25 protein-coding genes and 1 tRNA gene are annotated in these 22,639 nt (G+C 71.5%); 13 read left to right on the top strand and 13 right to left on the bottom strand.

All coding sequences use genetic code 11. From position 1 onward, the window contains the following. Positions 1–68: 68 nt before the first annotated feature. Positions 69–860 carry an ABC transporter ATP-binding protein gene (locus BLT99_RS05650; RefSeq protein ID WP_092670012.1) on the bottom strand — a complete coding sequence of 264 codons (792 nt, stop codon included), beginning with the start codon at positions 858–860 and terminating at the stop codon, positions 69–71. 52 nt (positions 861–912) lie between these two features. After that, positions 913–2,103, bottom strand: a complete 1,191-nt coding sequence (glgA, locus tag BLT99_RS05645) for a glycogen synthase (RefSeq protein ID WP_092670010.1) — start codon at positions 2,101–2,103, stop codon at positions 913–915. Between the two features lie 78 nt (positions 2,104–2,181). Here glgA and glgC point away from each other — a divergent pair, with 78 nt between their 5' ends. The 3 genes from glgC to BLT99_RS05630 all read left to right on the top strand — a co-directional run bounded on the left by glgC (position 2,182) and on the right by BLT99_RS05630 (position 5,116). Then, positions 2,182–3,432: a glucose-1-phosphate adenylyltransferase gene (gene glgC / locus BLT99_RS05640; protein WP_092670008.1), complete on the top strand. Its 1,251-nt coding sequence runs from the start codon at positions 2,182–2,184 to the stop codon at positions 3,430–3,432. Beyond that, positions 3,429–4,091 (top strand): phosphoserine phosphatase SerB, encoded by a 663-nt coding sequence (gene serB, locus BLT99_RS05635; protein WP_229724633.1) that lies wholly within the window; start codon positions 3,429–3,431, stop codon positions 4,089–4,091. The genes glgC and serB overlap by 4 nt, the downstream gene beginning before the upstream one ends. Before the next feature lie 80 nt (positions 4,092–4,171). After that, entirely contained in the window at positions 4,172–5,116 is a 945-nt protein-coding gene (locus tag BLT99_RS05630) for an SMP-30/gluconolactonase/LRE family protein (protein WP_092670006.1), read from the top strand. A 20-nt stretch (positions 5,117–5,136) separates the two neighbouring features. Here BLT99_RS05630 and BLT99_RS05625 read toward each other — a convergent pair whose 3' ends face one another. Then, positions 5,137–5,847 carry a beta-ketoacyl-ACP reductase gene (locus BLT99_RS05625; protein WP_092670004.1) on the bottom strand — a complete coding sequence of 237 codons (711 nt, stop codon included), beginning with the start codon at positions 5,845–5,847 and terminating at the stop codon, positions 5,137–5,139. A gap of 142 nt (positions 5,848–5,989) precedes the next feature. Between BLT99_RS05625 and BLT99_RS05620 the strand changes: the two genes are divergently transcribed. The 3 genes from BLT99_RS05620 to BLT99_RS05610 are packed head-to-tail and all read left to right on the top strand — an operon-like array spanning position 5,990 to position 7,529. Then, positions 5,990–6,400, top strand: a complete 411-nt coding sequence (locus BLT99_RS05620; RefSeq protein WP_092670002.1) for a DUF3099 domain-containing protein — start codon at positions 5,990–5,992, stop codon at positions 6,398–6,400. Beyond that, a complete protein-coding gene (locus BLT99_RS05615) occupies positions 6,397–6,675 on the top strand; it encodes a hypothetical protein (RefSeq protein ID WP_371874213.1) in 279 nt (92 codons plus the stop codon). The genes BLT99_RS05620 and BLT99_RS05615 overlap by 4 nt, the downstream gene beginning before the upstream one ends. After that, entirely contained in the window at positions 6,672–7,529 is an 858-nt protein-coding gene (locus tag BLT99_RS05610) for an SURF1 family cytochrome oxidase biogenesis protein (protein ID WP_092670000.1), read from the top strand. The genes BLT99_RS05615 and BLT99_RS05610 overlap by 4 nt, the downstream gene beginning before the upstream one ends. 68 nt (positions 7,530–7,597) lie before the next feature. On the opposite strand, the gene BLT99_RS05605 is transcribed toward BLT99_RS05610, so the two are convergent. Beyond that, a complete protein-coding gene (locus BLT99_RS05605; RefSeq protein WP_092669998.1) occupies positions 7,598–9,196 on the bottom strand; it encodes an ABC-F family ATP-binding cassette domain-containing protein in 1,599 nt (532 codons plus the stop codon). Between the two features lie 110 nt (positions 9,197–9,306). Between BLT99_RS05605 and BLT99_RS05600 the strand changes: the two genes are divergently transcribed. Then, on the top strand, positions 9,307–10,416 hold the full coding sequence (locus BLT99_RS05600) for a winged helix DNA-binding domain-containing protein (RefSeq protein ID WP_157674939.1): 1,110 nt from the start codon (positions 9,307–9,309) through the stop codon (positions 10,414–10,416). A gap of 87 nt (positions 10,417–10,503) precedes the next feature. Here BLT99_RS05600 and BLT99_RS05595 read toward each other — a convergent pair whose 3' ends face one another. Together BLT99_RS05595 and BLT99_RS05590 are read right to left on the bottom strand one after the other, a co-directional pair. After that, positions 10,504–11,070, bottom strand: a complete 567-nt coding sequence (locus BLT99_RS05595; protein WP_092669994.1) for a YceI family protein — start codon at positions 11,068–11,070, stop codon at positions 10,504–10,506. A gap of 72 nt (positions 11,071–11,142) precedes the next feature. Beyond that, positions 11,143–12,321, bottom strand: coding sequence for a glycoside hydrolase family 3 N-terminal domain-containing protein (locus BLT99_RS05590; RefSeq protein ID WP_092669992.1), 1,179 nt, complete (start codon positions 12,319–12,321; stop codon positions 11,143–11,145). Positions 12,322–12,459: 138 nt separating this feature from the next. Between BLT99_RS05590 and BLT99_RS05585 the strand changes: the two genes are divergently transcribed. The 4 genes from BLT99_RS05585 to BLT99_RS05570 all read left to right on the top strand — a co-directional run bounded on the left by BLT99_RS05585 (position 12,460) and on the right by BLT99_RS05570 (position 16,711). Further along, entirely contained in the window at positions 12,460–12,954 is a 495-nt protein-coding gene (locus BLT99_RS05585; protein ID WP_092669990.1) for an Lrp/AsnC family transcriptional regulator, read from the top strand. Between the two features lie 108 nt (positions 12,955–13,062). Beyond that, positions 13,063–14,193 carry a pyruvate dehydrogenase (acetyl-transferring) E1 component subunit alpha gene (gene pdhA / locus BLT99_RS05580; protein ID WP_092669988.1) on the top strand — a complete coding sequence of 377 codons (1,131 nt, stop codon included), beginning with the start codon at positions 13,063–13,065 and terminating at the stop codon, positions 14,191–14,193. Beyond that, positions 14,190–15,218: an alpha-ketoacid dehydrogenase subunit beta gene (locus BLT99_RS05575; RefSeq protein ID WP_092669986.1), complete on the top strand. Its 1,029-nt coding sequence runs from the start codon at positions 14,190–14,192 to the stop codon at positions 15,216–15,218. The genes pdhA and BLT99_RS05575 overlap by 4 nt, the downstream gene beginning before the upstream one ends. Next, positions 15,215–16,711 (top strand): dihydrolipoamide acetyltransferase family protein, encoded by a 1,497-nt coding sequence (locus BLT99_RS05570; RefSeq protein ID WP_092669984.1) that lies wholly within the window; start codon positions 15,215–15,217, stop codon positions 16,709–16,711. The genes BLT99_RS05575 and BLT99_RS05570 overlap by 4 nt, the downstream gene beginning before the upstream one ends. A 67-nt stretch (positions 16,712–16,778) precedes the next feature. Here the strand turns inward: BLT99_RS05570 and BLT99_RS05565 are convergent, their stop codons facing one another. Further along, positions 16,779–17,294, bottom strand: coding sequence for a hypothetical protein (locus BLT99_RS05565; protein WP_092669982.1), 516 nt, complete (start codon positions 17,292–17,294; stop codon positions 16,779–16,781). Between the two features lie 121 nt (positions 17,295–17,415). Between BLT99_RS05565 and BLT99_RS05560 the strand changes: the two genes are divergently transcribed. Further along, positions 17,416–18,201 (top strand): alpha/beta fold hydrolase, encoded by a 786-nt coding sequence (locus BLT99_RS05560; RefSeq protein ID WP_157674938.1) that lies wholly within the window; start codon positions 17,416–17,418, stop codon positions 18,199–18,201. A 12-nt stretch (positions 18,202–18,213) separates the two neighbouring features. Next, entirely contained in the window at positions 18,214–18,429 is a 216-nt protein-coding gene (locus tag BLT99_RS05555; RefSeq protein ID WP_092669978.1) for a hypothetical protein, read from the top strand. Between the two features lie 64 nt (positions 18,430–18,493). Here BLT99_RS05555 and BLT99_RS05550 read toward each other — a convergent pair. The 6 genes from BLT99_RS05550 to BLT99_RS05525 all read right to left on the bottom strand — a co-directional run bounded on the left by BLT99_RS05550 (position 18,494) and on the right by BLT99_RS05525 (position 22,601). Then, positions 18,494–18,566: transfer RNA gene (locus BLT99_RS05550), tRNA-Ala, on the bottom strand. 79 nt (positions 18,567–18,645) lie between these two features. Beyond that, positions 18,646–19,053, bottom strand: a complete 408-nt coding sequence (rsfS, locus tag BLT99_RS05545; protein ID WP_092669976.1) for a ribosome silencing factor — start codon at positions 19,051–19,053, stop codon at positions 18,646–18,648. 31 nt (positions 19,054–19,084) lie between these two features. Then, the gene (locus BLT99_RS05540; protein ID WP_092669974.1) at positions 19,085–20,395 is read right to left on the bottom strand and encodes a hypothetical protein; all 1,311 of its coding nucleotides are present in this window, start codon (positions 20,393–20,395) and stop codon (positions 19,085–19,087) included. Next, complete coding sequence (gene nadD / locus BLT99_RS05535; protein WP_268238581.1) at positions 20,392–20,991, bottom strand: nicotinate-nucleotide adenylyltransferase; 600 nt, start codon at positions 20,989–20,991, stop codon at positions 20,392–20,394. The genes BLT99_RS05540 and nadD overlap by 4 nt, the downstream gene beginning before the upstream one ends. Positions 20,992–21,007: 16 nt before the next feature. After that, on the bottom strand, positions 21,008–21,226 hold the full coding sequence (locus BLT99_RS05530; protein ID WP_092669969.1) for a hypothetical protein: 219 nt from the start codon (positions 21,224–21,226) through the stop codon (positions 21,008–21,010). A gap of 79 nt (positions 21,227–21,305) precedes the next feature. Next, the gene (locus tag BLT99_RS05525) at positions 21,306–22,601 is read right to left on the bottom strand and encodes a glutamate-5-semialdehyde dehydrogenase (RefSeq protein ID WP_092669967.1); all 1,296 of its coding nucleotides are present in this window, start codon (positions 22,599–22,601) and stop codon (positions 21,306–21,308) included. Positions 22,602–22,639 lie beyond the last annotated feature (38 nt).

Below are 22,639 nucleotides of genomic sequence, written 5' to 3'. Positions count from 1 at the left end.
TGGGCAGGGAAGCGTGTCGGCCGTCGGGCCAAAACAGAAGTCTAGCAGAGGCTGGGATCTGGTGCGGCTCAGGCTGCCTGGCGGCGCGCCGTGTAGCGGCCGTCGCGCTCGGTGAGCTCGATCGGCATGCCGAACGTCTCGCTGAGCGTCTCGGGGGTCAACGCCTCGGCGATCGGGCCGGCCGCGCGGATCCTGCCGTCGGCGAGGAGCAACGCGTGCGTGAAGCCCTCGGGGATCTCCTCGACGTGGTGCGTGACCATCACGATCGCGGGCGAGGACGGTGAGGACGCGTATCCGCCGAGGAGTGCGACGAGTTCCTCGCGCGCACCGAGGTCGAGCGACGCCGCGGGCTCGTCGAGCAGCAGCAGCTCGGGGTCTGTCATCACGGATCGCGCGATCTGCACGCGCTTCTGCTCGCCGTCGGAGAGGCTGCCGAAACGGCGGCCCGCGAAGCCCTCGAGGCCCCATTCCTTGAGCACGCGCTGTGCACGACGATCGTCGATCGCCTCGTACTCCTCGTTCCACCGGCCGGTGACGGAGTAGGCCGCGGTGAGCACGGCGTCGAGGACGGTCTCGTTCTTCGGGATCCGACGTGCCATCGCGGTCGACGCGAAGCCGATCATGGGTCGCAGTTCGAAGACGTCGACCTTGCCGAGCGACTCCTGGAGCACCTCGGCCGAACCGGTCGTCGGGTGCATGGCTGCGGCCGCGATCTGCAGCAGCGTGGTCTTGCCGGCGCCGTTCGGGCCGAGGACCACCCAGCGCTCGTCGGATTCGACGTTCCAGTCGATGCCGTCGAGGATCGCGTTGCCGTCGCGGACCACCGACACGTGCTGGAACTGCAGAACCGTAGACGCCATGCGTTCCATGCTAGTGGGACGGATGGCACCCCTCCGCGCACCCCGGGAGGGGTCAGCGACCCGCGAGCACCCGCTCGTAGAGGGCGCGCGTCTCGCTCGCGATCGCGTCCCACGCGAAGTGCTGCTCGGCGCGCACGCGCCCCGCGGCGCCCATCTCTCGGGCCCGCGCGGGATCGCTCACGACCCGCGTCAGCGCGTCGGCCAGGTCGGCGACGAACTTCTCGGGGTCCAGCGGCGTCCCGGTGCCATCCTCGTGCTGCTCGATGGGCACGAGCACGCCAGTGACGCCGTCGTCGACGACCTCGGGGATGCCGCCGGTGGCCGTGCCGACGACCGCCGCGCCGCACGCCATCGCCTCGAGGTTCACGATCCCGAGCGGTTCGTAGACCGACGGGCACACGAAGCACGTCGCCGCGGTGAGGAGGGCGGTGAGCTCGTTGCGCGGCAGGTGCCGCTCGATCCACACGACGCCCTCGCGCGTGCGGCCGAGCTCGGCGACCAGCCCGGACACCTCGGCCATGATCTCGGGGGTGTCGGGTGCACCGGCGCAGAACACCAGCTGCACCTCGGGCGGCAGGACGCGCGCGGCCCGCAGCAGGTACGGCAGGCCCTTCTGCCGGGTGATGCGCCCGACGAAGACGATCGACGGCCGGTCGGGGTCGACGCCCAGTGCGCGCACCTGGTCGGGGTCGTCGTTCGGCTTCCAATCGGTCAGGTCGATGCCGTTGTACACGACCGAGACGCGCTCGGGATCGATGCCGGGGTACGAGCGCAGGATGTCGCGACGCATGCCGTCGCTCACGGCGATCACCGCGTCGGCGTCCTCGAACGCCGTGCGCTCCACCCAGCTCGAGACGCGGTAGCCGCCGCCGAGCTGCTCGGCCTTCCACGGACGCAGCGGCTCGAGGCTGTGCGCCGTCACGACGTGCGGCACGCCGTGGAGCTGCTTCGCGGTGAAGCCCGCGAAGTTCGCGTACCACGTGTGGGAATGCACGAGGTCGGCGCCCGCGGCATCCTGGGCCATCAGCAGGTCGACGGCCATGGTCGACAGCGCGGCGTTCGCGGAGGCGAACTCTGCCGGCGTTGCGTACGCGGTCGTGCTCGCCTCGTCTCGCGATCCCCCGAAGCAGCGGACCTGCACATCGATGTCGCGGCGCAGCGCCCGCACGAGCTCGGCGACATGCACGCCGGCGCCTCCGTAGATCTCCGGCGGGTACTCGCGGGTGAGGAGGTCGACTCGCATGCGGCAACGTTAGCCCCACGGGGTCATTCGCCGTCAACCTCCTGCCCCAGCCGACGCGGTGCTGACTACGCTGGGCACATGGTGGCGACGCGCAAGATCTTCGGAATCATCCTCGCGGGCGGCGAGGGGAAGCGCCTCATGCCCCTCACGGAGGACCGCGCCAAGCCCGGCGTCCCCTTCGGCGGGCAGTACCGGCTCATCGACTTCGCACTGTCGAACCTCGTGAACTCGGGGCTCCGTCAGATGGTCGTGCTCACCCAGTACAAGTCCCACAGCCTCGACCGCCACGTCTCGCAGACGTGGCGGCTCGACGGCATGCTCGGCTCGTACATCGCCTCGGTGCCGGCCCAGCAGCGACTCGGCAAGCGGTGGTTCTCCGGATCGGCCGACGCGATCCTCCAGAGCCTGAACCTCATCTACGACGAGCAGCCCGACATCATCGTCGTCGTGGGCGCCGACCACGTCTACCGCATGGACTTCAGCCAGATGATCCAGGCCCACATCGACTCGGGCGCCGAGGCGACGGTCGCCGCCATCCGCCAGCCGATCTCGCTCGCGAACCAGTTCGGCGTCATCGAGGTCGACCCGAAGTCCCCCGACCGCATCCACCGCTTCCTCGAGAAGCCGAGCGACCCCGAGGGCCTGCCCGACTCCCCCAACGAGGTGCTCGCCTCGATGGGCAACTACGTATTCAACGCCGACGCGCTCATCGACGCGGTCCTGCGCGACGGCGAGCGCACCGATTCCAGCCACGACATGGGCGGTGACATCATCCCCGCCTTCGTCGAGCAGGGCAACGCCGGCGTGTACGACCTCAAGCGCAACGACGTGCCGGGGTCGACCGACCGCGACCGGTACTACTGGCGCGACGTCGGAACGATCGACTCGTTCTTCGAGGCGCACCAGGACCTCATCTCGGTGCTCCCGGTCTTCAACCTCTACAACCAGGAGTGGCCGATCTTCAGCCAGCAGGTGAACTCGCCGCCGGCGAAGTTCACGCGCGACGCGCGCGGCTCGCTCGGCACCGTCATCGACTCGATCGTCTCGCTCGGGTCGGTGATCTCCGGGGCGCACGTCGAGCGCAGCGTGCTCGGCCCGTGGGCCATCGTGGGCTCGGGCGCCAACGTGTCGGACTCGATCCTGTTCGACCGGGCCCGCATCGAGGCCGGTGCAACGGTGCGACGCGCCATCCTCGACAAGGAGGTCGTCGTCGAGGAGGGCGCGCACATCGGCATCGACCGAGCCGAGGACCTCGCGCGGGGCTTCGTCGTGACCGACAGCGGCATCACCGTGGTGGGCAAGGGCTCGCACGTGCGGGCCACCGCGTGACGGCCGCGCCGTCCGGCCGCCGAGGCGGCCTGCTCGTCGTGCTCGACGCCGACTCGACCCTCATCCGCGAGGAGGCGATCGAGCTGCTCGCCGAGGCGGCCGGGAGCCTCGAGCACGTCGCCGCGGTCACCGAACGCGCCATGCGCGGCGAGCTCGACTTCGCGGCGAGCCTGCGCGAACGCGTCGCGACCCTCGCGGGGCTGCCGGTCGGCGAGGTCGACGCCGCGCGCGGCCGGCTCACGCCGACCCCCGGCGTGCGGGACCTCATCGACGGCGTGCACGCCGCCGGTGGCCGCGTCGGCGTCGTGTCCGGCGGGTTCCACGAGCTCCTCGACCCGCTGGCCGAACGACTCGGCCTCGACTTCTGCCGGGCGAACCGGCTCGAGGTCGACGGCGGGCGGCTCACCGGCCATGTGCTCGGCGATGTCGTCGATGCCGAGGCCAAGCGGCGCGCGCTCGAGGAATGGGCCGAATCGTCCGGCACGCCGCTCTCGCGAACGATCGCGGTGGGCGACGGTGCCAACGACCTGCGGATGCTCGATCGGGCCGCCCTCGGCGTGGCGTTCTGTGCGAAGCCCGTGGTGCGGGCGCGGGCGGATGTCGCGATCGACCGCGTCGACCTGAGCGGCGTGCTCGCGCTCGCCGGCCTGCGGGGCTGACTCCAGCGCGTGCCGGGTGCACCGCTGGGAGCTTGCTCCGAAGCTCCACGGCATCTCCGAGCCGGTCGTAGCATGTGGCCATGTCCGGTCGCATCATCGCACGCGCATTCGCCGCCGCCGCGTTGGGCGCACTCCTCGCCGTCTCGGGCACGCATGTGGCCCTGGCCGTTCCGCAGGCTCCGCCCGGCGAACCCGAGGTGATCCCGCTTCCGAACGGCTTCCAGCCCGAGGGCATCGCGATCGCGCCGGGTGGCACGGGATACGTCGGCTCGCTGGCCGACGGCGACATCTTCGTCTTCGACGTGCGAACGGGTGAGGAGATCACGACGCTCCAGGGGCCCGGTACGCCGTCAGTGGGACTGAAGGTCGACCAGCGCGGTCGGTTGTTCATCGCGGGCGGCCCCACCGGCGAAGCGCGGGTGGTCGACGCCGCGACCGGTGACGTGCTGCAGACCTATCAACTCACGACAGGCCCCGCCTTCATCAACGATGTCGTGCTCACGAATGACGGTGCGTGGTTCACCAACAGCTTCGCGGCCGAGTTGTACTTCCTCCCGCTCGGTCCCGCGGGCGCGCTCCCGGACGAATCCGAGATCGTGACGCTGCCGCTCACGGGCGACTGGGACCAGTCGGGCGGATTCAACGCGAACGGAATCGCCGAGACGCCCGACCACCAGGCGCTGCTGGTCATCCAGTCGTCGACGGCGACGCTCTTCCGCGTCGATCCGACGACCGGCGAGGCGACGGCGGTCGACCTCGGCGGCGCGATGCTCGCCGCGGGCGACGGGCTGCTGGTCGTGGGCCGCACGCTCTACGTGGTGCAGAATCAGCTCAACACCGTCGCTGTCGTCCAGCTCTCACCCGACGGGACGAGCGGCACGGTGGTGGACCAGATCACCGATCCGGACTTCCAGGTGCCGACGACGGTCGCCCGGTTCGGCAACGACCTGTTCCTGCCCAACGCGCGCTTCGGCACACCGCCGACACCCGACACCGAGTACTCGGTGGTCCGCGTCGACCGCTGAGCGGCCGGCCGGTCGCGGGGCTAGTGCCCCATCCCGAGGCCGCCGTCGACCGGGATCACCGCGCCCGAGATGTAGCCGGCGTCGTCGCCCGCGAGCCAGGCCACGACCTTCGCGACCTCGTCGGGCGTCGCGAACCGCCCGGCCGGGATGCTCTTCCGGTACTCGGCCTGCTGGGCCTCGGGAAGCGCATCGGTCATGTCGGTTTCGATGAAGCCGGGTGCGACGACGTTCGCGGTGATGCCGCGGGCGCCGAGTTCGCGCGTGATCGAGCGGGCCATGCCGACGAGGCCGGCCTTCGAGGACGAGTAGTTGACCTGACCCGCGCCGCCGAACAGGCCGACGACGCTCGAGATCAGCACGATGCGGCCGAAGCGTGCCTTGAGCATGCCCTTGGACGCGCGCTTGACCACGCGGAACGCCCCGGTGAGGTTCGTGTCGACGACGCTCGCGAACTCGTCCTCGCCCATGCGCATGAGCAAGGTGTCGCGCGTGATCCCGGCGTTGGCCACGACCACCTCGACGGGCCCGAGCTGGGCCTCGACCTCGGTGAAGGCACGATCGATCGACGCGGCATCGGTCACGTCGGCGCGGACGGTGAGCGTGCCCTCGGGGCCTTCGCCGGAGCGTGCCGTGACCGCGACGCGGTGTCCCTGCGCGACGAACTCCTGGGCGATGGCGTAGCCGATGCCGCGGTTGCCTCCGGTCACCAGCACGGTGCGGCTCGTCGTCATGGCGGACTCCGTCTCTCTCCAGGGATGCTCGTCATGGCCCGAAGGCCCGTCCCAGCATAGAGGTTGCCGAATCCGGGGCATCGGCTCGCCGCAGCGGTCGTAGGCTTGAGGGAGAGGAGCGCCGCAGGCCACGGCGACCAGCATGAAGCACCAGCCCCTGCAGTCGATCACGTCGCTGCCTCCATCCCCCGAGGAGGAGCGCCGAGCGCGCATGATCAAGTACACGATCATGATGGGCATCCGCGTGGCCTGCATCTTCGCGCTGCTCTTCGCGCAGGGATGGTGGATCCTCGTCTTCGCGGCCGGCGCGATCTTCCTGCCCTACTTCGCGGTGGTGGTCGCGAACGTCGCGACGACGAAGCCGTCCCAGGACGTCGAGCGCCCCGGCGGGATCGTGCCCCTCGGGCAGTCCGGCGCCTGGTCGTCGCCGGACTCGACCGGAACCTCGACGACCGACGAGCAGGCCGCGGATGCGCCCGCCGACGGCGACCGGCCGGCCGACGCCGACCAGCGCCGTGACGACCGTGATGACCGCCCGGAGGCCGAACGGTGATCGGCTCACTCGGCGCCGCCCCCAAGGGCGGCTGCTCACGCGCGGGATGCCGCGAGTCGGCGACGTGGCGCATCGACTGGCGCAACCCGAAGATCCACGGCAGCGACCGCGTGAAGACCTGGCTGGCGTGCGACGAGCACGTCGACTTTCTCCGCGAGTTCCTCGCGGCACGGTCGTTCCCCGTGCGGGTGTCGGCCTTCGATGCGGCGGCTCCGGATGCCGCGGCACCGGCGCCGCTCGGAGACGTGCCGGCGGCGGGCGGTGACGGCGCATGAGCGACTGGCGCTTCCTCGCGGCTCCGCGGTGGGCCGGCTATCTCGCGCTCGTGATCGTCTTCGCGATCGCCTGCTCCGCGCTCGGCACGTGGCAGTTCAACCGACGCGCCGAGGCTTTGGCCGAGGTGGCCAGGATCGACGCGAACTACGATGCCGAACCCGTGCCCGTCGCCGAGGCGCTGCCCGACCCCGCGGCGTTCGACATCGACCAGCGCTGGCAGGTCGTCGCCCTGACCGGCGAGTACCTGCACGCCGAGGAGGTCGTCGTCCGCAATCGCCCGTTCGAGGGCAGCACGGGCTTCGAGGTCATCACGCCCCTGCGGCTGACGGATGGCACGGTCTTCATGGTCGATCGCGGATGGATCGCGCAGGACTCCGACGGCCGGCCCTCCGAGGTGCCGTCCGCACCCGAGGGCGAGGTGTCGGTCACCGCACGACTCAAGGCGGGCGAGGCGCGAATCGCGGGCCGCACGTCCTCCGGGTCCGAGATGGCGACGATCGACCTCGACGAGCTGGCCGAGCGCGTGGGCGAACCGTCGTACACCGGCGCATACGGCATCCTGGTCCAGTCGGGCGACGACGCGGCCGAGCCGCCGCTCGCGCTCCCCCGCCCGGTCCGTGACGAAGGCCCTCACCTGTCGTACGCACTCCAGTGGTTCGTCTTCGCGCTGCTCGCGTTCATCGCGCTCGGGTGGTTCGCGAACCAGGAACGCAAGGCGCTGTCGACGGATGCCGCCGAGCGGGCCGGTGCACCGCGACATCCGGCCGAACAACGCACGCCCGCACGACCCGCACGACCTGCACGCGCGCGCAGCGACGCCGACGTCGAGGACGAGATCCTCGACCGCCGCTGACGTTCGAGTCCGGAGTATCTGCGGGTCGGCTGGCACGAACCCGCCGTACCGGCGATGTCGAGATGACGTTATGCCAGCTCGATGAGCTCCTGGTACTCGCGACTCCAGTGGTCCTCGACGCCGTCGGGCATGATCAGCACGCGCTCGGGGTTCAGCGCCTCGACCGCGCCGGGGTCGTGCGAGACGAGCACGACCGCACCCTCGTAGTGGGCGAGCGCGTCGAGGATCTCGCCGCGCGACGCCGGGTCGAGGTTGTTCGTCGGCTCGTCGAGCAGCAGCACGTTCGCGCCGGAGACGACGATCATCGCCAGCGCGAGCCGGGTCTTCTCGCCGCCGGAGAGGACACCGGCGGGCTTGTGCACGTCGTCGCCGGTGAACAGGAACGAGCCGAGCACCTTGCGCGCCTCTGTCTCGGTGAGGTTCGGTGAGGCGCTGACCATGTTCTGCAGCACGGTGCGCGCGACATCCAGCGTCTCGTGCTCCTGCGCGTAGTAGCCGACCCGCAGGCCGTGCCCCGCCTCGACGGCACCCGTGTCGGGCCGGTCGACGCCCGCGAGGATGCGCAGCAGCGTCGTCTTGCCCGCGCCGTTCAGGCCGATGATGACGACCTTCGAGCCGCGGTCGATCGCGAGGTCGACGGCCGCGAAGATCTCGAGCGAGCCGTAGCTCTTGGACAGGTCTTCAGCGCTGAGCGGCGTGCGACCGCACGGCGCCGGGGTCGGGAAGCGGAGCTTCGCGACCCGGTCGACCTGGCGCACCTCCTCGAGGCCCGCCAGCAACTTCTCGGCGCGCGCGACCATCTGGTGGGCGGCCGCGGCCTTGGTCGCCTTGGCGCCGAACTTCGCGGCCTGCTGTCGCAGCGCGTCGGCCTTCTTCTCGGCGTTGACGCGCTCCTTCTTGCGTCGCTCCTCGTCGGCGGCGCGCTGGCGCAGGTAGTGCTTCCAGCCCATGTTGTAGATGTCGATCATCGACCGGTTCGCGTCGAGGTAGAACACGCGGTTCACGACCTCGCCGACGAGCTCGACGTCGTGGCTGATGACGATCACGCCGCCCTTGTAGGCCTTCAGGAACTCGCGCAGCCACACGACCGAGTCGGCGTCGAGGTGGTTCGTCGGCTCGTCGAGGATCATCGTGTCGGCGTCGGAGAACAGGATGCGCGCGAGCTCGATGCGTCGGCGCTGGCCGCCCGACAGGGTCTTCAGCGGCTGGTCGAGGATGCGGTCGGGCAGGTTGAGGTTCGACGCGATCGACGCCGCCTCGGCCTCGGCCGCATAGCCGCCGAGCGCCTGGAAGCGATCGGTGAGGTTGCCGTAGCGCTTCATCGCCTTCGCCGCGACATCCGGGTCACTGGATCCCATGAGCTCGGACGCCTCGCGCATGCCGAGCACGAGCGAGCCGAGCCCGCGCGCGTCGAGGACGCGCGTGCGCGCGAGCATCTCGGGGTCGCCCGAGCGCGGATCCTGCGGCAGATAGCCGATCTCGCCCGAGCGGTCGATGCGGCCCGAGGTGGGGAGCGTCTCGCCGGCCAGCGTCTTGGTCAGCGTCGTCTTGCCCGCGCCGTTGCGGCCGACGAGGCCGATCTTGTCGCCGTCGGACACGCGGAAGTTCACGCCCTCCATGAGCAGGCGCGCGCCCACGCGGATCTCCAGGTCCTGGACGGCGAGCACGATGACCTCCGGTCGAGCGGCGTTGGGATGACGTGCCGAGCGGCACAGCCCTCCAGTCTAGCGTCGGGCGGCGGATGGCTCGTGTCGGCGGCGCACGGCAGACTGGCGTGATGGCGACGGCGTCCTCCCCCGCGCTGCGCGCGGCACGGCTCGCCGCGCACGGCTTCCGCGATCGCGCCGACGACGCCGTCACCGTCGTCGAGCGCCTCGGTGCGATGCAGGCGCAAGACCTGGCGGCCTCGAAATGGGCGATCGGCAGCCGGATGTCGCATCCCACGGTCCAGGCGGTCGACGCCGCGATCGAGTCGCGACGCATCGTGCGCTCCTGGCCGATGCGCGGCACGCTCCACCTGCTCCCGACGCGGATGCTGCGACCGCTGCTCTCGATCACCGGTCCGCGCGTGCTCGCCCAGGCGAAGCTCCGCCACCGGCAACTCGAGCTCGGCCCGGCCGAGTACCGCACCGCGCGCACGACCGTCGAACGCGAGCTCGCCGGCGGGTCGACTGCGACGCGAGAGCAGCTCGGCGCGATGTGGGCGGCGGCGGGCCTCGAGACGCCGGGCCAGCGCCTGTACCACCTCATCTGGTGGCTCGCGCAGGATGCCGTGCTGTGCGGCGGCCCGGTCGACGGGCGTGTCCAGCACTTCGCCCTGCTCGACGAGTGGGCGCCGGCGCCGGCCGATTCGCCGACCGAGCGCGACGACGTGCTCGGCGAGCTGTTCGCCGCCTACATCGGCGGACACGGCCCGGCGACCGTCGCCGACTTCGCCTGGTGGACCGGCCTCACGCTCGCCGACGCGCGCACAGCGCACTCGACAGCCGGCGATCGGATCGAGCCGTTCCCGGGTGGTGGCGACCGGTTCATCGGCGCCGGGGCGACGGATGAGGCAGCCACGCGGCCGCACGGTGCGCTCGCGCTCGCGGGGTTCGACGAGTACTTCCTCGGCTACGCCGACCGGTCGGCCGTGTGCGAGCCCGAATTCGCCGACCTCGTCGTCCCCGGCCGAAACGGCGTGTTCCAGCCGCTGCTGGTGCTCGACGGACGGGTCGTCGGCACGTGGGCGCGCGCGGGCACCGCTGCCAGGCCGCGGGCCGAACTGCGATGGTTCCGGTCCATGCCGTCGGGTGCGTCGGCGCGCTTCGACCGCCCCCTCCGCGCGTGGGCGCGGTTCGCAGGTGTCGCGCTCACGGGGATCGACGAGCGCGTGCACCGGGCCTGACCGGGCGGGCGCCCCATCCGCTCGCATCAATGCCGACGGGCGGCCCGGCCGAAGCCGGACCGCCCGTCGGGACGTCTCACGCCGAGGTCACGCCTGGACGAGCGCCGCCTGCAGCTCGAGGGTGATCGTGACCTGCTCGCCGAGGAGCACGCCGCCGGTCTCGAGGGCCGCGTTGTAGGTGAGGCCGAAGTCCTCGCGGTTCACGACGGCCTTGGCCGTGGCGCCGCCCTTGTAGTTGCCGTAGGGGTCGCCGCCGAAGCCGCCGAAGTCGAAGTCGAACGTGACGGGCTTGGTGACGCCGCGCATGGTCAGGTCGCCGTCAACCTTGAACTCGCCGTTCTCGACGCGAACGCCGGTCGAGACGAAGTCGATCGTCGGGAACTGGTCCGCCGCGAAGAAGTCGCCCGTGCGAAGGTGCGCATCGCGGTTGGGCTCGTTCGTGGTGATCGAGGCGACCTCGGCCGACGCGGTCACGCTGGACTCCAGCGGGTCCTCGGCGGTCACGAAGGTGGCGTCGAAGCGCTCGAACTTGCCCTTCACCTTGCTGATCATCAGGTGGCGGATGCTGAAGCCCACCTCGCTGTGCGTGGGGTCGATCTTCCAGGTGCCGGCGCGGTAGCCGGGGATCTCGATCGTCGTCGCGGTCGTCGTCATGCGGTGTCTCCCGTGTGTCTGCGTTGGCGGCCGAGTGGCCACAGTCAATGCAAACGCATGGAGCGAGCGGTTCTATTCCCGACTCGCGAGCGCGATCTCGCGACGGAGCTCGAGGACCCGCGTGGCGGCGTCATCGAGTCGATCCTCCGGGATCCTTCCGGACGCGACCGCACCGGCGATCGCGCCCGCCAGCCCGTCCACGCTGATGCCGAACTCCGACGGGTCGGCCGGCAGCACGTAGAGGAGCAGGTCCCCGCCCGCCGCGATCGCCCTGACCGCGTTCTCGTTCGGGTCCGCGAACTCGGGCAGCTCGTTGTGCTGGAGCATGAGCATGTCGTCGGTGACGACGACGCCGTCGAACCCGAGCTCCTCCCGCAGGATGCGGTGCCACTCGGGCGAGAGCGACGCGGGCGCGGCATCCACTGAGGGGTAGGCCAGGTGGCCGGTCATGACCAGCTCGGTGCCGGCGTCGATGCCGGCGGCGAACGGCCGCGCCGCATCGGCCCGCCACTGCTCGAGTGTGAGCGGCGCACTCGGCACCGACGTGTGGGAGTCGCCGGGGGCCGCCCCGTGGCCCGGGAAGTGCTTGAGCGTGCTCGCGACCGCGCCGCGTTCGCCGGTGACGGCGGCCGCCACGCGCTCGGCCGACGCCGTGGCGTCAGTGCCGAGCACGCGCTCGAAGATGAACGATGCGGGGTCGGCCGTGACGTCGGCGACGATGCCGAAGTTCACGTTGGCACCGGATGCCGCGAGTGCGCCGGCCCGTGCGGCGAAGGCGTCCTGCACGGCCGCCGCCGGAAGTCCGCGGAGTTCCATGGGCGACGGCGCTGGATCCCAGTCGATCCGGCTCACGATCCCGCCCTCCTGGTCGATGCCGACGAGCGTCGCCGCCTCGGGGTCGGTCTGCAGGGCGCCCGCGAGCGCGGCCGTCGCGGCCTGGTCGGCGGCGATGTTGTCGCCCATGAGGATGACGCCGGCGATACCCTCCTCGAGCAGTGCGAGCATCGGGCCGGCCTCGGTGCCCGGCGCGTGCAGCATGAGCAGGGAGGCCGCCTTCTCCTCATCCGTCATCGATGACACGCGCTCCGCGGCCCACTCGGCGGCCGTCGCGGGTGTCGGCGCCGGCGACGGCGACGCCGACGCGGATGCCGCGGGAGTGGGAGCCGGTGCGGCCGTCGGCCCCGCGCACGCCACCAGCGTCGTCGCTGCGACGAGGGCCACGGCGACCAGCGAGGGGGTGGGGCGACGCATCGGACGAGTCTACGTCCGGTCGCGCTGCCCGACATGCCCTCCCGTGCCGACGAGGCCGGCCCGACGTCCCGAGGCGGCCCCTCTCCCGCGCGGGCGGCAGGGCAGCCGCTACGCTGAGAGTGACCTGCAAGGACGAGGATGACCCAGCACGCACCGAACCGCGGAGAACCGCTCGACGCGATCGATCGACGCATCGTCGCCGAGCTCAGCCGCGACGGTCGGCTCTCGGTCCGCACGCTGGCCGAGCGGGTGCACATCTCGCGCACCGCCGCGCACAACCGCGTGCTCGCGCTGCAGCAGCGCGGCGTCATCACGGGATTCGGCGCGCAGATCGACCGCAAGGCGATCGGGCTGAACATCTCCGCGCTCGTCGTCGTCCGCATCGGCGACGTGTCGTGGGAGGAGATCGCGGCGAAGCTCGCGACCCTCCCGTTCGTCGAGAAGGTGCAGGCCGTGTCCGGCGACATCGACATCATCCTCACGGTGAGCGCGCCCGACCACGAGCAGCTGAGCCAGGCCATCCTCCGAGACATCCACGACATGCCCGGCGTCGTCTCCACACGGTCGCACCTGATCCTCGCCGAGATCGACGGTCGACCGCCCGCGCAGTCGCTGGACATCTGGCGCGCCTGAGCCGACGCTCGGCGGACGATCGGCACCTGTTCGGCCGTCGCCGTGCCGTTCGTTCACGGTTCTCGCGTACCCCGAGCGAGGGGGCTCAGACTGTCGCACCATGGCCGTATGAGCCTCAACGTCGAGCATCACGACACCCGCGTCCTGCCCTCCGAGAAGCCGTTGCGACTGCTCGACAATGCGGGGCACGCCCTCCACGGCCGCGAGACCGGCGGCTTCGCGCTTCCGGCCGTCGAGACGTTGCTGGAGCTCTACCGGCGCATGGTGATCGCCCGGCGGTTCGACGTGCAGGTGACCGCGCTCACCAAGCAGGGGCGACTCGCGACGTACCCGTCGGCGTACGGCCAGGAGGCCTGCGAGATCGGCGTGATCTCGGCCATCACCGCCGATGACTGGTTCTTCCCGACCTATCGCGACAGCATCGCACTGCTGACCCGCGGACTCGCGCCCGGCGAGATCCTGAAGTCCTTCCGAGGTGACTGGCACAACGGCTGGGACCAGCACGAGCACCGCACCGCGTCGATGGCGACGCCGCTCGCGACGCAGGCGCTCCACGCCGTCGGCCTCGCCCACGCCGCGCGTCTGCGCCGCGATCCGATCGTCGCACTGACGTTCCTGGGCGACGGGGCCACGAGCGAAGGCGACGCGCACGAGGCGTTCAACTTCGCGGCCGTCTGGCAGGCCCCGACCGTGTTCCTCGTGCAGAACAACCAGTTCGCGATCAGCACGCCGCTCGCACGGCAGACCCGCGCCGCGACGCTCGCGGACAAGGCCGTGGGCTACGGCATGCCCGGCTATCACGTCGACGGCAACGACATCGCGGCCATGTACGCCGTCGCCGAGGCGGCGGTCGAACGCGCCCGTTCCGGCGGCGGCCCCACCCTCATCGAGGGACTGACGTACCGCATCGAGTCGCACACCAACTCCGACGACCCCACCCGGTACCGGCAGCAGCGCGACGTCGAGCACTGGAAGCGCCGCGACCCGATCGAGCGACTCGAGAAGTACCTCGTCTCCGAGGGCGCGCTCACCGATGCGCTTCGCAAGGAGATCGGCGAGGCCGCCGAGGACCTCGCCGCCCGCACACGCGAGGCGATGAGCGAGGAGCCCGAGCTGGATCCGCTGGAGCTGTTCGATCACGTCTACGCGAACCCGCGCGCGTCGCTCGCCGAGCAGCGCGCCGCGCTCGAGGCAGAACTCGCCGCGCGCGGCATCGGCGCGGAGGTGACCGCCCGATGAGCGCGACGGCGACCGAACGTGCGGCGGATGCCGCGGCATCCGCCCCTCAGCCCCTGACCATGGCGGGCGCGCTCAACGCCGCGCTGCGCGACGCGATGGAGGCCGACGACCGCGTCGTGCTGTACGGCGAGGACGTCGGCCCGCTCGGCGGCGTGTTCCGCGTGACCGACGGCCTGCAGGCACGCTTCGGCGACGAACGCGTGTGGGACTCGCCCCTCGCGGAGTCGGGCATCATCGGCACCGCGGTCGGCATGGCCATGTACGGCCTGCGTCCCGTCGTCGAGATGCAGTTCGACGCGTTCAGCTATCCCGCCTTCGAGCAGATCGTGTCGCACGTGGCGAAGATGCGGAACCGGACGAAGGGCCGCGTCGCGCTGCCCATGGTCATCCGCATCCCATGCGCCGGTGCGATCGGCGGCGTCGAGCACCACTCCGACTCCTCCGAGGCGTACTGGACCGCGACCCCCGGCCTCACCGTGGTGATGCCGTCGAACCCCGCCGACGCGTACTCGATGCTGCGCGAGGCCATCGAGAGCGACGACCCGGTCGTGTTCATGGAGCCGAAGAGCCGCTACTGGTCGAAGGCGAACCTCGAGCTGCCCGTCCGCACCGCGCCCATGGACCGAGCCGAGGTCGTGCGCGAGGGAACCGACGTGACGCTCATCGGGTACGGCCCCACCGTTCGGACCGCGCTCGACGCGGCGGCCGCCGCCGAGGCCGAGGGGCTCTCGATCGAGGTCGTCGACCTGCGGAGCCTGTCGCCGTTCGACGACGAGACGGTCGGCGTGTCGGTGCGGAAGACCTCGCGCGCGGCGGTCATCCACGAGGCGGCGCAGTTCGGCGGCTACGGCGCCGAGGTCGCTGCCCGACTGACCGAGCGCAACTTCTTCCACCTCGCCGCGCCGATCCTGCGCATCACGGGGTGGGACATCCCGTTCCCGTCGCCGAAGCTCGAGGAGCACCACCTGCCGACACCCGATCGCGTCCTGGACGCGCTCGCCTCGTGGGAATGGGACCTGGCATGAGCGCGCGCGAGTTCATCCTGCCCGACCTCGGCGAGGGCCTGACCGAGGCCGAGGTCGTCGCGTGGCTCGTGCAGCCCGGCGACGAGGTGAGCGTCGACCAGCCGGTCGTCGAGCTCGAGTCCGCGAAGTCCGTGGTGCAGCTGCCGACGCCGTTCGCGGGCGTCGTCGAGTCCCTCGGCGGCGAGGTCGGCCAGGTGCTGCACGCCGGCGCCGTGCTGATGCGGCTGACGCCGGTCGGTGCCGGCGCCGAGTCGGACACCGCGGTCGAGGAGACGGCGGACGGCGCCGCGGCCCAGCAGCCCGTCCCGGCCGAGCCCGGCGTGGCCGTGCCCACCGAGGCGGCGACAGAGGAGTCCGGCGCGGTGCTGATCGGGTACGGCACGCGCCCGAGCGCGGCGACCGCGCGCTCGGCGTCGGCGCCGTCGCGATTCGGCAGCCGGCGCCCGACCGGTCCGTCGTCCGACGAATCGACGCCGTCACCGGCGCCGGCCGCGGTGCCCGCCGACTCGACGAGCGAACCGGGCTCCGACGCCGACGACCCGCGCGCGGCCCTCGACCACGACCGCCACTCCCCCGTGGTGTCGCCGATCGTCCGTCGACTCGCGCGGGAGCACGGCTTCGACGCGACCGAGCTGCTCGGCTCGGGTCCTGACGGCCTCGTGACGCGCGGCGATGTCGAGGCCTTCATCCAGGAGCTCGAGGCGGCCCGCGCCGGCACGCACACCGGCGTCACGGCCGCCCACGCCGGGGCGGCACCATCCGTCGCACCCACGCCGAGCCCGACGCCGGTTCCGACCGGGGCCGGCGACCATCGCGTTCCGCTCGATCGGACGGCTCGGGCCGCCGCAGCGCACTTCACCCGGTCGCGCCGCGAGATCCCCGAGGCGACGGTCTGGATGGACGTGGACGCGACCGAGCTGCTGACCGCCCGGCGTCAGCTCCAAGACGCCACGGGCGAGCGCTTCGGCATGACGGCGCTCGTGGCGCGCTTCGTGGTCGCTGGGCTGAAGCGCCATCCGTCGCTGAATGCGAGCTTCGACGCCGACCGCAACGAGCTGGTGCTGCACTCGGCGATCAACCTCGGCCTCGCGGCGCAGACCCCTCGCGGGCTGCTCGTGCCGGTCGTCCACGGCGCCGAGCGGATGTCGCTGCGCGAGTTGCGCGACGCCGTGCAGGCACGCACCGAGCAGGCGACCACCGGCGCGTTCCCGCCGGACGCGCTGACGAAGGGCACCTTCACGCTGAACAACTACGGCACGCTGGGCGTCGACGGCTCCGCGGCGATCATCAACCACCCGGAAGCCGCCATGCTCGGCATCGGGCGGCTCGTCGAACGACCCTGGGTGGTCGACGGGCAGCTCGCCGTGCGCACCGTGACCGAGCTGACGATCTCGTTCGATCATCGCGTCTGCGACGGCGCCGAGGCGGCCGCGTTCCTCACCTACGTCGCGCGGTGCATCGAGCGGCCGATCTCGTTGCTCGCGGATCTCTGAGATCCGCGACACGGTCGAGGCGCACCCGCCATGGGTGCGCCTCGACCGTTTCCGGGCTCCGGCCGGATCAGAAGAAGTCGTCGGGGGTTCCGGCGGCGCGCTCGACATCGCGCGTCTCGATGCGAGCGGCGGCGAGCTTGGCGACGGCGACGCGCAGGCCGGATTCCATCTGAGCGGCCCAGGCGTCGGACTCGCGCGCGGTCGTCTCGGCGGCGCGGGCACGCGCCTCCGCTGCGTCGGCCGCACGGCGCGCGTCGCCGACCTGTCGAAGGGCGAGCGAGATGCCGTAGTACGCGGCGACCATCGTCGCGATGGGAGCGGCGACGACCGCGAGCGCGCTGACACCCGCGGCGTTGGGCGTGAACGCGACGACGAGCGCGAACGCAAGGAACAGCGCCGCGATCGCGACGATCACGACGAGCATGAATCGCAGGTCGCGACCCCAGGGCTTCGGGTTGCGTCCGGCGGGTTCGGGTCGCGGCTCGGCGACCCTGTCGGGCTCGGGAGCGCTGCCGAACACCGCGGTGTCGCCGTAGCGGACGTCGGAGACGGGATCGGAGGTGCGGGCGGTCGTGTCGCTCATGTGGCGGAACCCCTTGTGTCGGATCGTCCCCTCATTCTGTGCCGCGTTCGGGGGTCGGTCAAGGAAGCGCGCCGAGCGCAAGGCCTCCCCCGGGACCTCGCCGGCGACTACGTTCGATGCCGTGTCGGAACGCACCCTCGAGACCAGCGAGCACGACGAGTGCGTGGCGGGTCGCCAGTACCGCGTCCACGTCTCGGGGCGGTCCTCCACCGACGGGGCGGCGACCATCCTCCTCGTGCACGGCATCGGGATGACGCACGCCTCGCTCGATCCCGTGCAGCATCGGCTGCCGGCCGGCATCCGGTGCCTGAACGTGGACCTCGCGGGCTTCGGCTCGACCGAGCGCCCGAGGAGGGCGGTGCCGATCGAGGAGTATGCGGCGGACCTCGCCGAGGTCGTGGACCGACTCGATGCCTGGCCGATCGTCGCGACCGGACACTCGATGGGCACGCAGGTGGTGCTCGAGCTCGCCCGGCTCCGGCCGAAGGGGGTGCGGACGCTCGTGATGGTCGGTCCGGTGGTCGACGACGCGCGCCGGACGGTTCCCCGCCAGGCCGTCGATCTGGCACGTGACACGTTCGGCGAACCGTTGCCCGTGAACGCCCTCGTCCTCCGCGACTACGTCCGCGGCGGCATCCGCTGGTACGTCGCCGTGCTGCGGGAGATGATGCGCTATCCGACGCTGGAACGGATGCGGGAGTGCCCGGTTCCGGCGATCGTCGTGCGGGGCCGCCACGATCCCATCGCGCGCGCCGACTGGTGCGTGCGATTGGTGGAGGCTGCCCCCGGCGAGGCGCGGTTGCTCACGGTGCAGGGCGACCACCACGTCGTGCCGTGGACGTCGCCGGAGTGGCTGGCGGCCGAGTTGGCGACGCTCGCTCGCGGATCGGATGTCGGTGGGTACTGAGATGCTCTCACTATGGAGATCGTCGAGTTGAAGCAGACCAGGGAGCTCGCCGTGGGCGACACGCTGGTCAGCGCGACGGGCGATGCGTACGACGTCACGAAGCTCGCACGCATCGGCCGTGGCATCCGTGTCCAGTACGTGACCACCGACGGCCGCACCGGCCGATTCACCGCGGCGCCCGATGCGGTCACGCGCGTCCGCCGCGCCGATTCCCTGCATGCGGCGTGAGGCCGACGCGCGGCGAGCTCGAGAAACACGGAACGCGGTGCTCGATGAGCACCGCGTTCTTCGGTGGATCTGAGGGGACTCGAACCCCTGACCCCCTGCATGCCATGCAGGTGCGCTACCAGCTGCGCCACAGACCCGTGTGAGATGTGCCGCCCCGCTCGGGGCAACGGATTCAGCCTACACCAGCCGTCGGGGGGAAATGAAATCGAGGCGACCTCACCCGGACGCCCCCGGGTTCGAGCCGGCCGACGATTCGTCGCGCTCGATGAGGGGCGTGACGGGGATGGCGGGGCAGTCGCGCCAGAGCCGTTCGAGACCGTAGTACATGCGCTCCTCGCGATGGAAGACGTGCACGACGAGGTCCCCGAAATCGAGCAGCGCCCAACGGCCGGCGTCGCGACCCTCGCGGCGCAGCACCTCGGCCCCCGAGTCGCGCACCGACTCCACGACGGCGTCGGCGATCGCGACCACGTTGCGCTCGGAGTTGCCGCTGACGAGCAGGAACACGTCGGTGAACGGAAGCGGCTCGGACACATCCAGTGCGACCAGGTCCTCACCTCCCTTGGCATCCGCGGCGCGAGCGGCGGCGGTGAGCAGGCGGTGTGCGTGGTCGGATGCGGTCATGTCCTCGACTTCCGGGAAACGGTCATGACGGTCAGAAGAGGCCCGCGACGGCACCGACGACGAGCGTCGCGACGACGCCGAGCGCCAGGACTCCGGCGGTGACCGCGAGCACGAGCGGCACGTTCATGCCCTCCTTCGAGGGCGGCGCCATCATCGCCTTGCTCGGAACCTGCGTGCTGATCGCGCGGGTGGCGGCCACGGGCGCGACTCCGGGTCCGGCCACGTCCTCGACGCTGGTGTCGAACATCCGGTCGACCTCGCTCGAGTCGATCTGGCTGGGGTGCACACCCGTCGAGCCGTAGCTGCGCGGCAGGTCGATCGAACCGGTGACGATGATCTCGCCGCTCGGAGCCAAGGGGGTTCCGAGCGCACCCTGGTCGGGCAGCGTCGGCAGGATCAGCGCGTTGGTCGTCGTGGGGACACCTCGCGGCGAGCCGCCCCGTGAGAGCAGCTGGTCGTAGGGCTCGACGCGCTCGTCGGGCAGGTTCAGCTGGGAGGTCCAGTGGCCGACGGGCTTGGGGGCGACGACCGGCTCATCGAGCCCCGCGTCGACGGTGGTGTGCGGCGCCGGCGCGCGACCCGGTGCCGGCTGGTGCGGATGGCGCTGCGCCGCCGGCGGCTGAGCAGCGGGCCGCCGCTGCTCGGGCGCCCCCTGGGGTGGCCGCTGCGGTCCGCCGGGGGCGCGCTGCGGCTGCGGCGCGGGTCGCTGCGGTGCGTCGTCGAACTCGTCGGCGTCGAAGCCGTCGCCCGAGTGGGCATCGAGCATGGCTCGGAGCTCACGCCGCGTGAGCGTGCGTTCGGGTGTGGTCTGCTGCGCGGGCGCGCTTCGGGGCGGGCCCTGCGGAGGGCGCGGCGCGGCCCCCTGCGGCGGACGCTGCTGGCCCTGCGCGCGCGGATCGCCCTGCGGCACCGGCATCGAACCAGAGGTGTGCGCATCACGGGGCAGGGGCATCGAACCGGACGTGTACGCGTCACGCGGCTGCCCGGCAGGCGCGGGGCCGGGAGCGCCGCCCTGCGGACCGCGCGTCGGGGCATCCGACCACTGCTGCGGCTGGCGGCCGGGCGGCGGAGCCTGACGCGGCTCGGCCGGTCGCTGCGGTTGGGGCGTTCCGCCACCGGGTGCTCCCCTGCCGGGCCCGCCCTGCGGCCCGCCGGCGGGCTGCGGCACACGCGGCGGCGCGTACTGCTGCGGAGTCGCCGGGTACGACGGCGGAGTCGGCTGCTGGGGCGGTCCGGCGGCCTCGGGCTGCTGGGACGCCGTGGCAGCCTTCTGCTGCTCGATCAGCCGCTCGCGCTCGCGAATCTCGCGGCGCGTGAGCGGCGGTTCCTGCGACGACGTCATTCGACACTCCGATAGAGGTGGTGCTTGGAGATGTACTGGACGACCCCGTCAGGCACCAGGTACCACACCGGGAAGCCCCGGTGCACTCGGTCCCGGCAATCCGTCGACGAGATCGCCAGCGCCGGAACCTCCAGCAAGCTTACGTCCTGCTCAGGCAGACCCGAAATGGACAACACGTGTCCCGGTCGACTCACAGCCACGAAATGGGCGAGCGACCAGAGCTCCTCGACGTCCTTCCAGGAGAGGATCTGTGCGATGGCGTCCGCCCCCGAGATGAAGAAGAGGTCGGCCTCGGGGCGTTCGGCCCGGATGTCGCGGAGCGTGTCGATCGTGTAGGTCGGCTTCTCGCGGTCGATGTCGACCCGGCTCACGGTGAAGCTCGGATTCGAGGCCGTGGCGATCACGGTCATGAGGTAGCGATGCTCGGCCGGGGTCACGACCTCCTTGTAGTACGGACGGCCGGTGGGGACGAAGATCACCTCGTCGAGGCCGAACGACTGGGCGACCTCGCTGGCCGCCACGAGGTGGCCGTGGTGGATGGGGTCGAACGTGCCGCCCATCACGCCGATGCGTGGTCGGCGCACCTGCGTGCTCACGACGGGCTCGTCAGCCTCAGTGACCGCCGGGCTCCACTCCGCCGTGGCGAGCGGCGTAGGCCGCGGCCTTCGCGCGATGGCGGTTCGCGACATCGCGGTAGGAGTATGCGACGCCGCCGAGCACGGCGAAGAGGGCGATCGCGATGAGGCCGTAGGCGAAGGGCTCCATCGGGAGCTCCCTCGCGTGCACGGTCTCGGTCAGCACCGTGCTGGTCAGCACTGTCGCAAGGCTCATTCGCCGCTCCTTCGGTTCGCGCGGGGATCGCGGGGTAACGCTCAGGACAGTCTAGCGGGGAGGCGCAGGCCGTTCCGCGTCAGGCGCGCACGTGACCGGCCCCTCTGACGATCCACTTGGTGCTGGTCAGCTCGGGCAGCCCCATCGGCCCGCGCGCGTGGAGCTTCTGCGTCGAGATGCCCACTTCGGCGCCGAAGCCGAACTCGGCGCCGTCGGTGAACCGGGTCGACGCGTTGACCATGACGGCCGCCGCGTCGACCTCCTCGAGGAAGCGCTCGGCGTTGCCGAGGTCGTTGGTGACGATCGACTCCGTGTGCCGGGTCGAGTAGCGGCGGATGTGCGCGAGCGCATCGTCGAGCGAGTCGACGACGCCGACCGAGAGGTCGAGGCTCATGTGCTCGGTGGCCCAGTCCTCGTCGGTCGTGGGCACGGCCGACGGATGCAGCGCACGCACGCGATCGTCCCCGTGCACGGTCACGCCCGAGGCCTCCAGCTTCGCGAGCACCGGCGGCAGCAACCGCTCGGCGGCGTCGGCGTGCACGAGCAGCGTCTCGAGGGCGTTGCAGACGCTCGGACGCTGCACCTTCGCGTTGTGCACGAGGTCGATCGACCAGTCCTCTCGCGCGCTGGCATCGAGGAACATGTGCACGACGCCGGCCCCCGTCTCGATGACGGGAACCGTCGCCTCGTCGACGACCGCGCGGATGAGCGCCGCACTGCCCCGAGGGATCAGCACGTCGATGAAGTCGCGGGCCCGCATGAGATGCCGTGCACCGTCGCGACCGTAGTCGTCGACGGTCTGGACCGCGTCGCCCGGCAGGCCGGCGCTCGTGATGGCCTCGCGCAGCACCTCGACGAGCACCGCGTTGGTGCGTTCGGCGGCCGAGCCGCCGCGGAGCGCGACGGCGTTGCCGCTCTTGAGAGCGAGGGCGGCGATGTCGACCGTGACGTTGGGCCGCGCCTCGTAGATCGCGCCGACGACGCCGAGCGGGACGCGCACCTGCTCGATCCGCACGCCGTTGGGCAGCGTGCGGCCGCTGACCGTCTCCCCGATCGGGTCGGTCAGCGAGACGACGTCGAGCACGGCATCGGCGATCGCGCCGATGCGGCGTTCGTCGAGCGTGAGTCGGTCGAGCAGTCCGGTCGCGAGGCCTGCATCGCGGCCCGCCTCGAGGTCGAGTGCGTTCGCGGCCACGATGTCGTCGACGCGGGCGCGGAGCCGATCGCTGATCGCCTGCAGCGCGGCATCCTTCTCGGCGGTGGTCGCCCGCGCCAGACGGCGCGAGGCGTCCTTGGCGGCGGAGAGCCGCTCGTCGAGCTCGGACGCGAGGCTCGCCATGAAGTCGGCGGCAGGATCGGAACGGACGTCGGTCATACTGCCAAGCCTAGTTCGCGGGCGTCACCCGCGCGCCC

This window comes from Agromyces flavus, from assembly GCF_900104685.1.
GTDB classification, from domain to species: domain Bacteria; phylum Actinomycetota; class Actinomycetes; order Actinomycetales; family Microbacteriaceae; genus Agromyces; species Agromyces flavus.
This window is presented reverse-complemented; position numbering and strand designations above follow the sequence as displayed.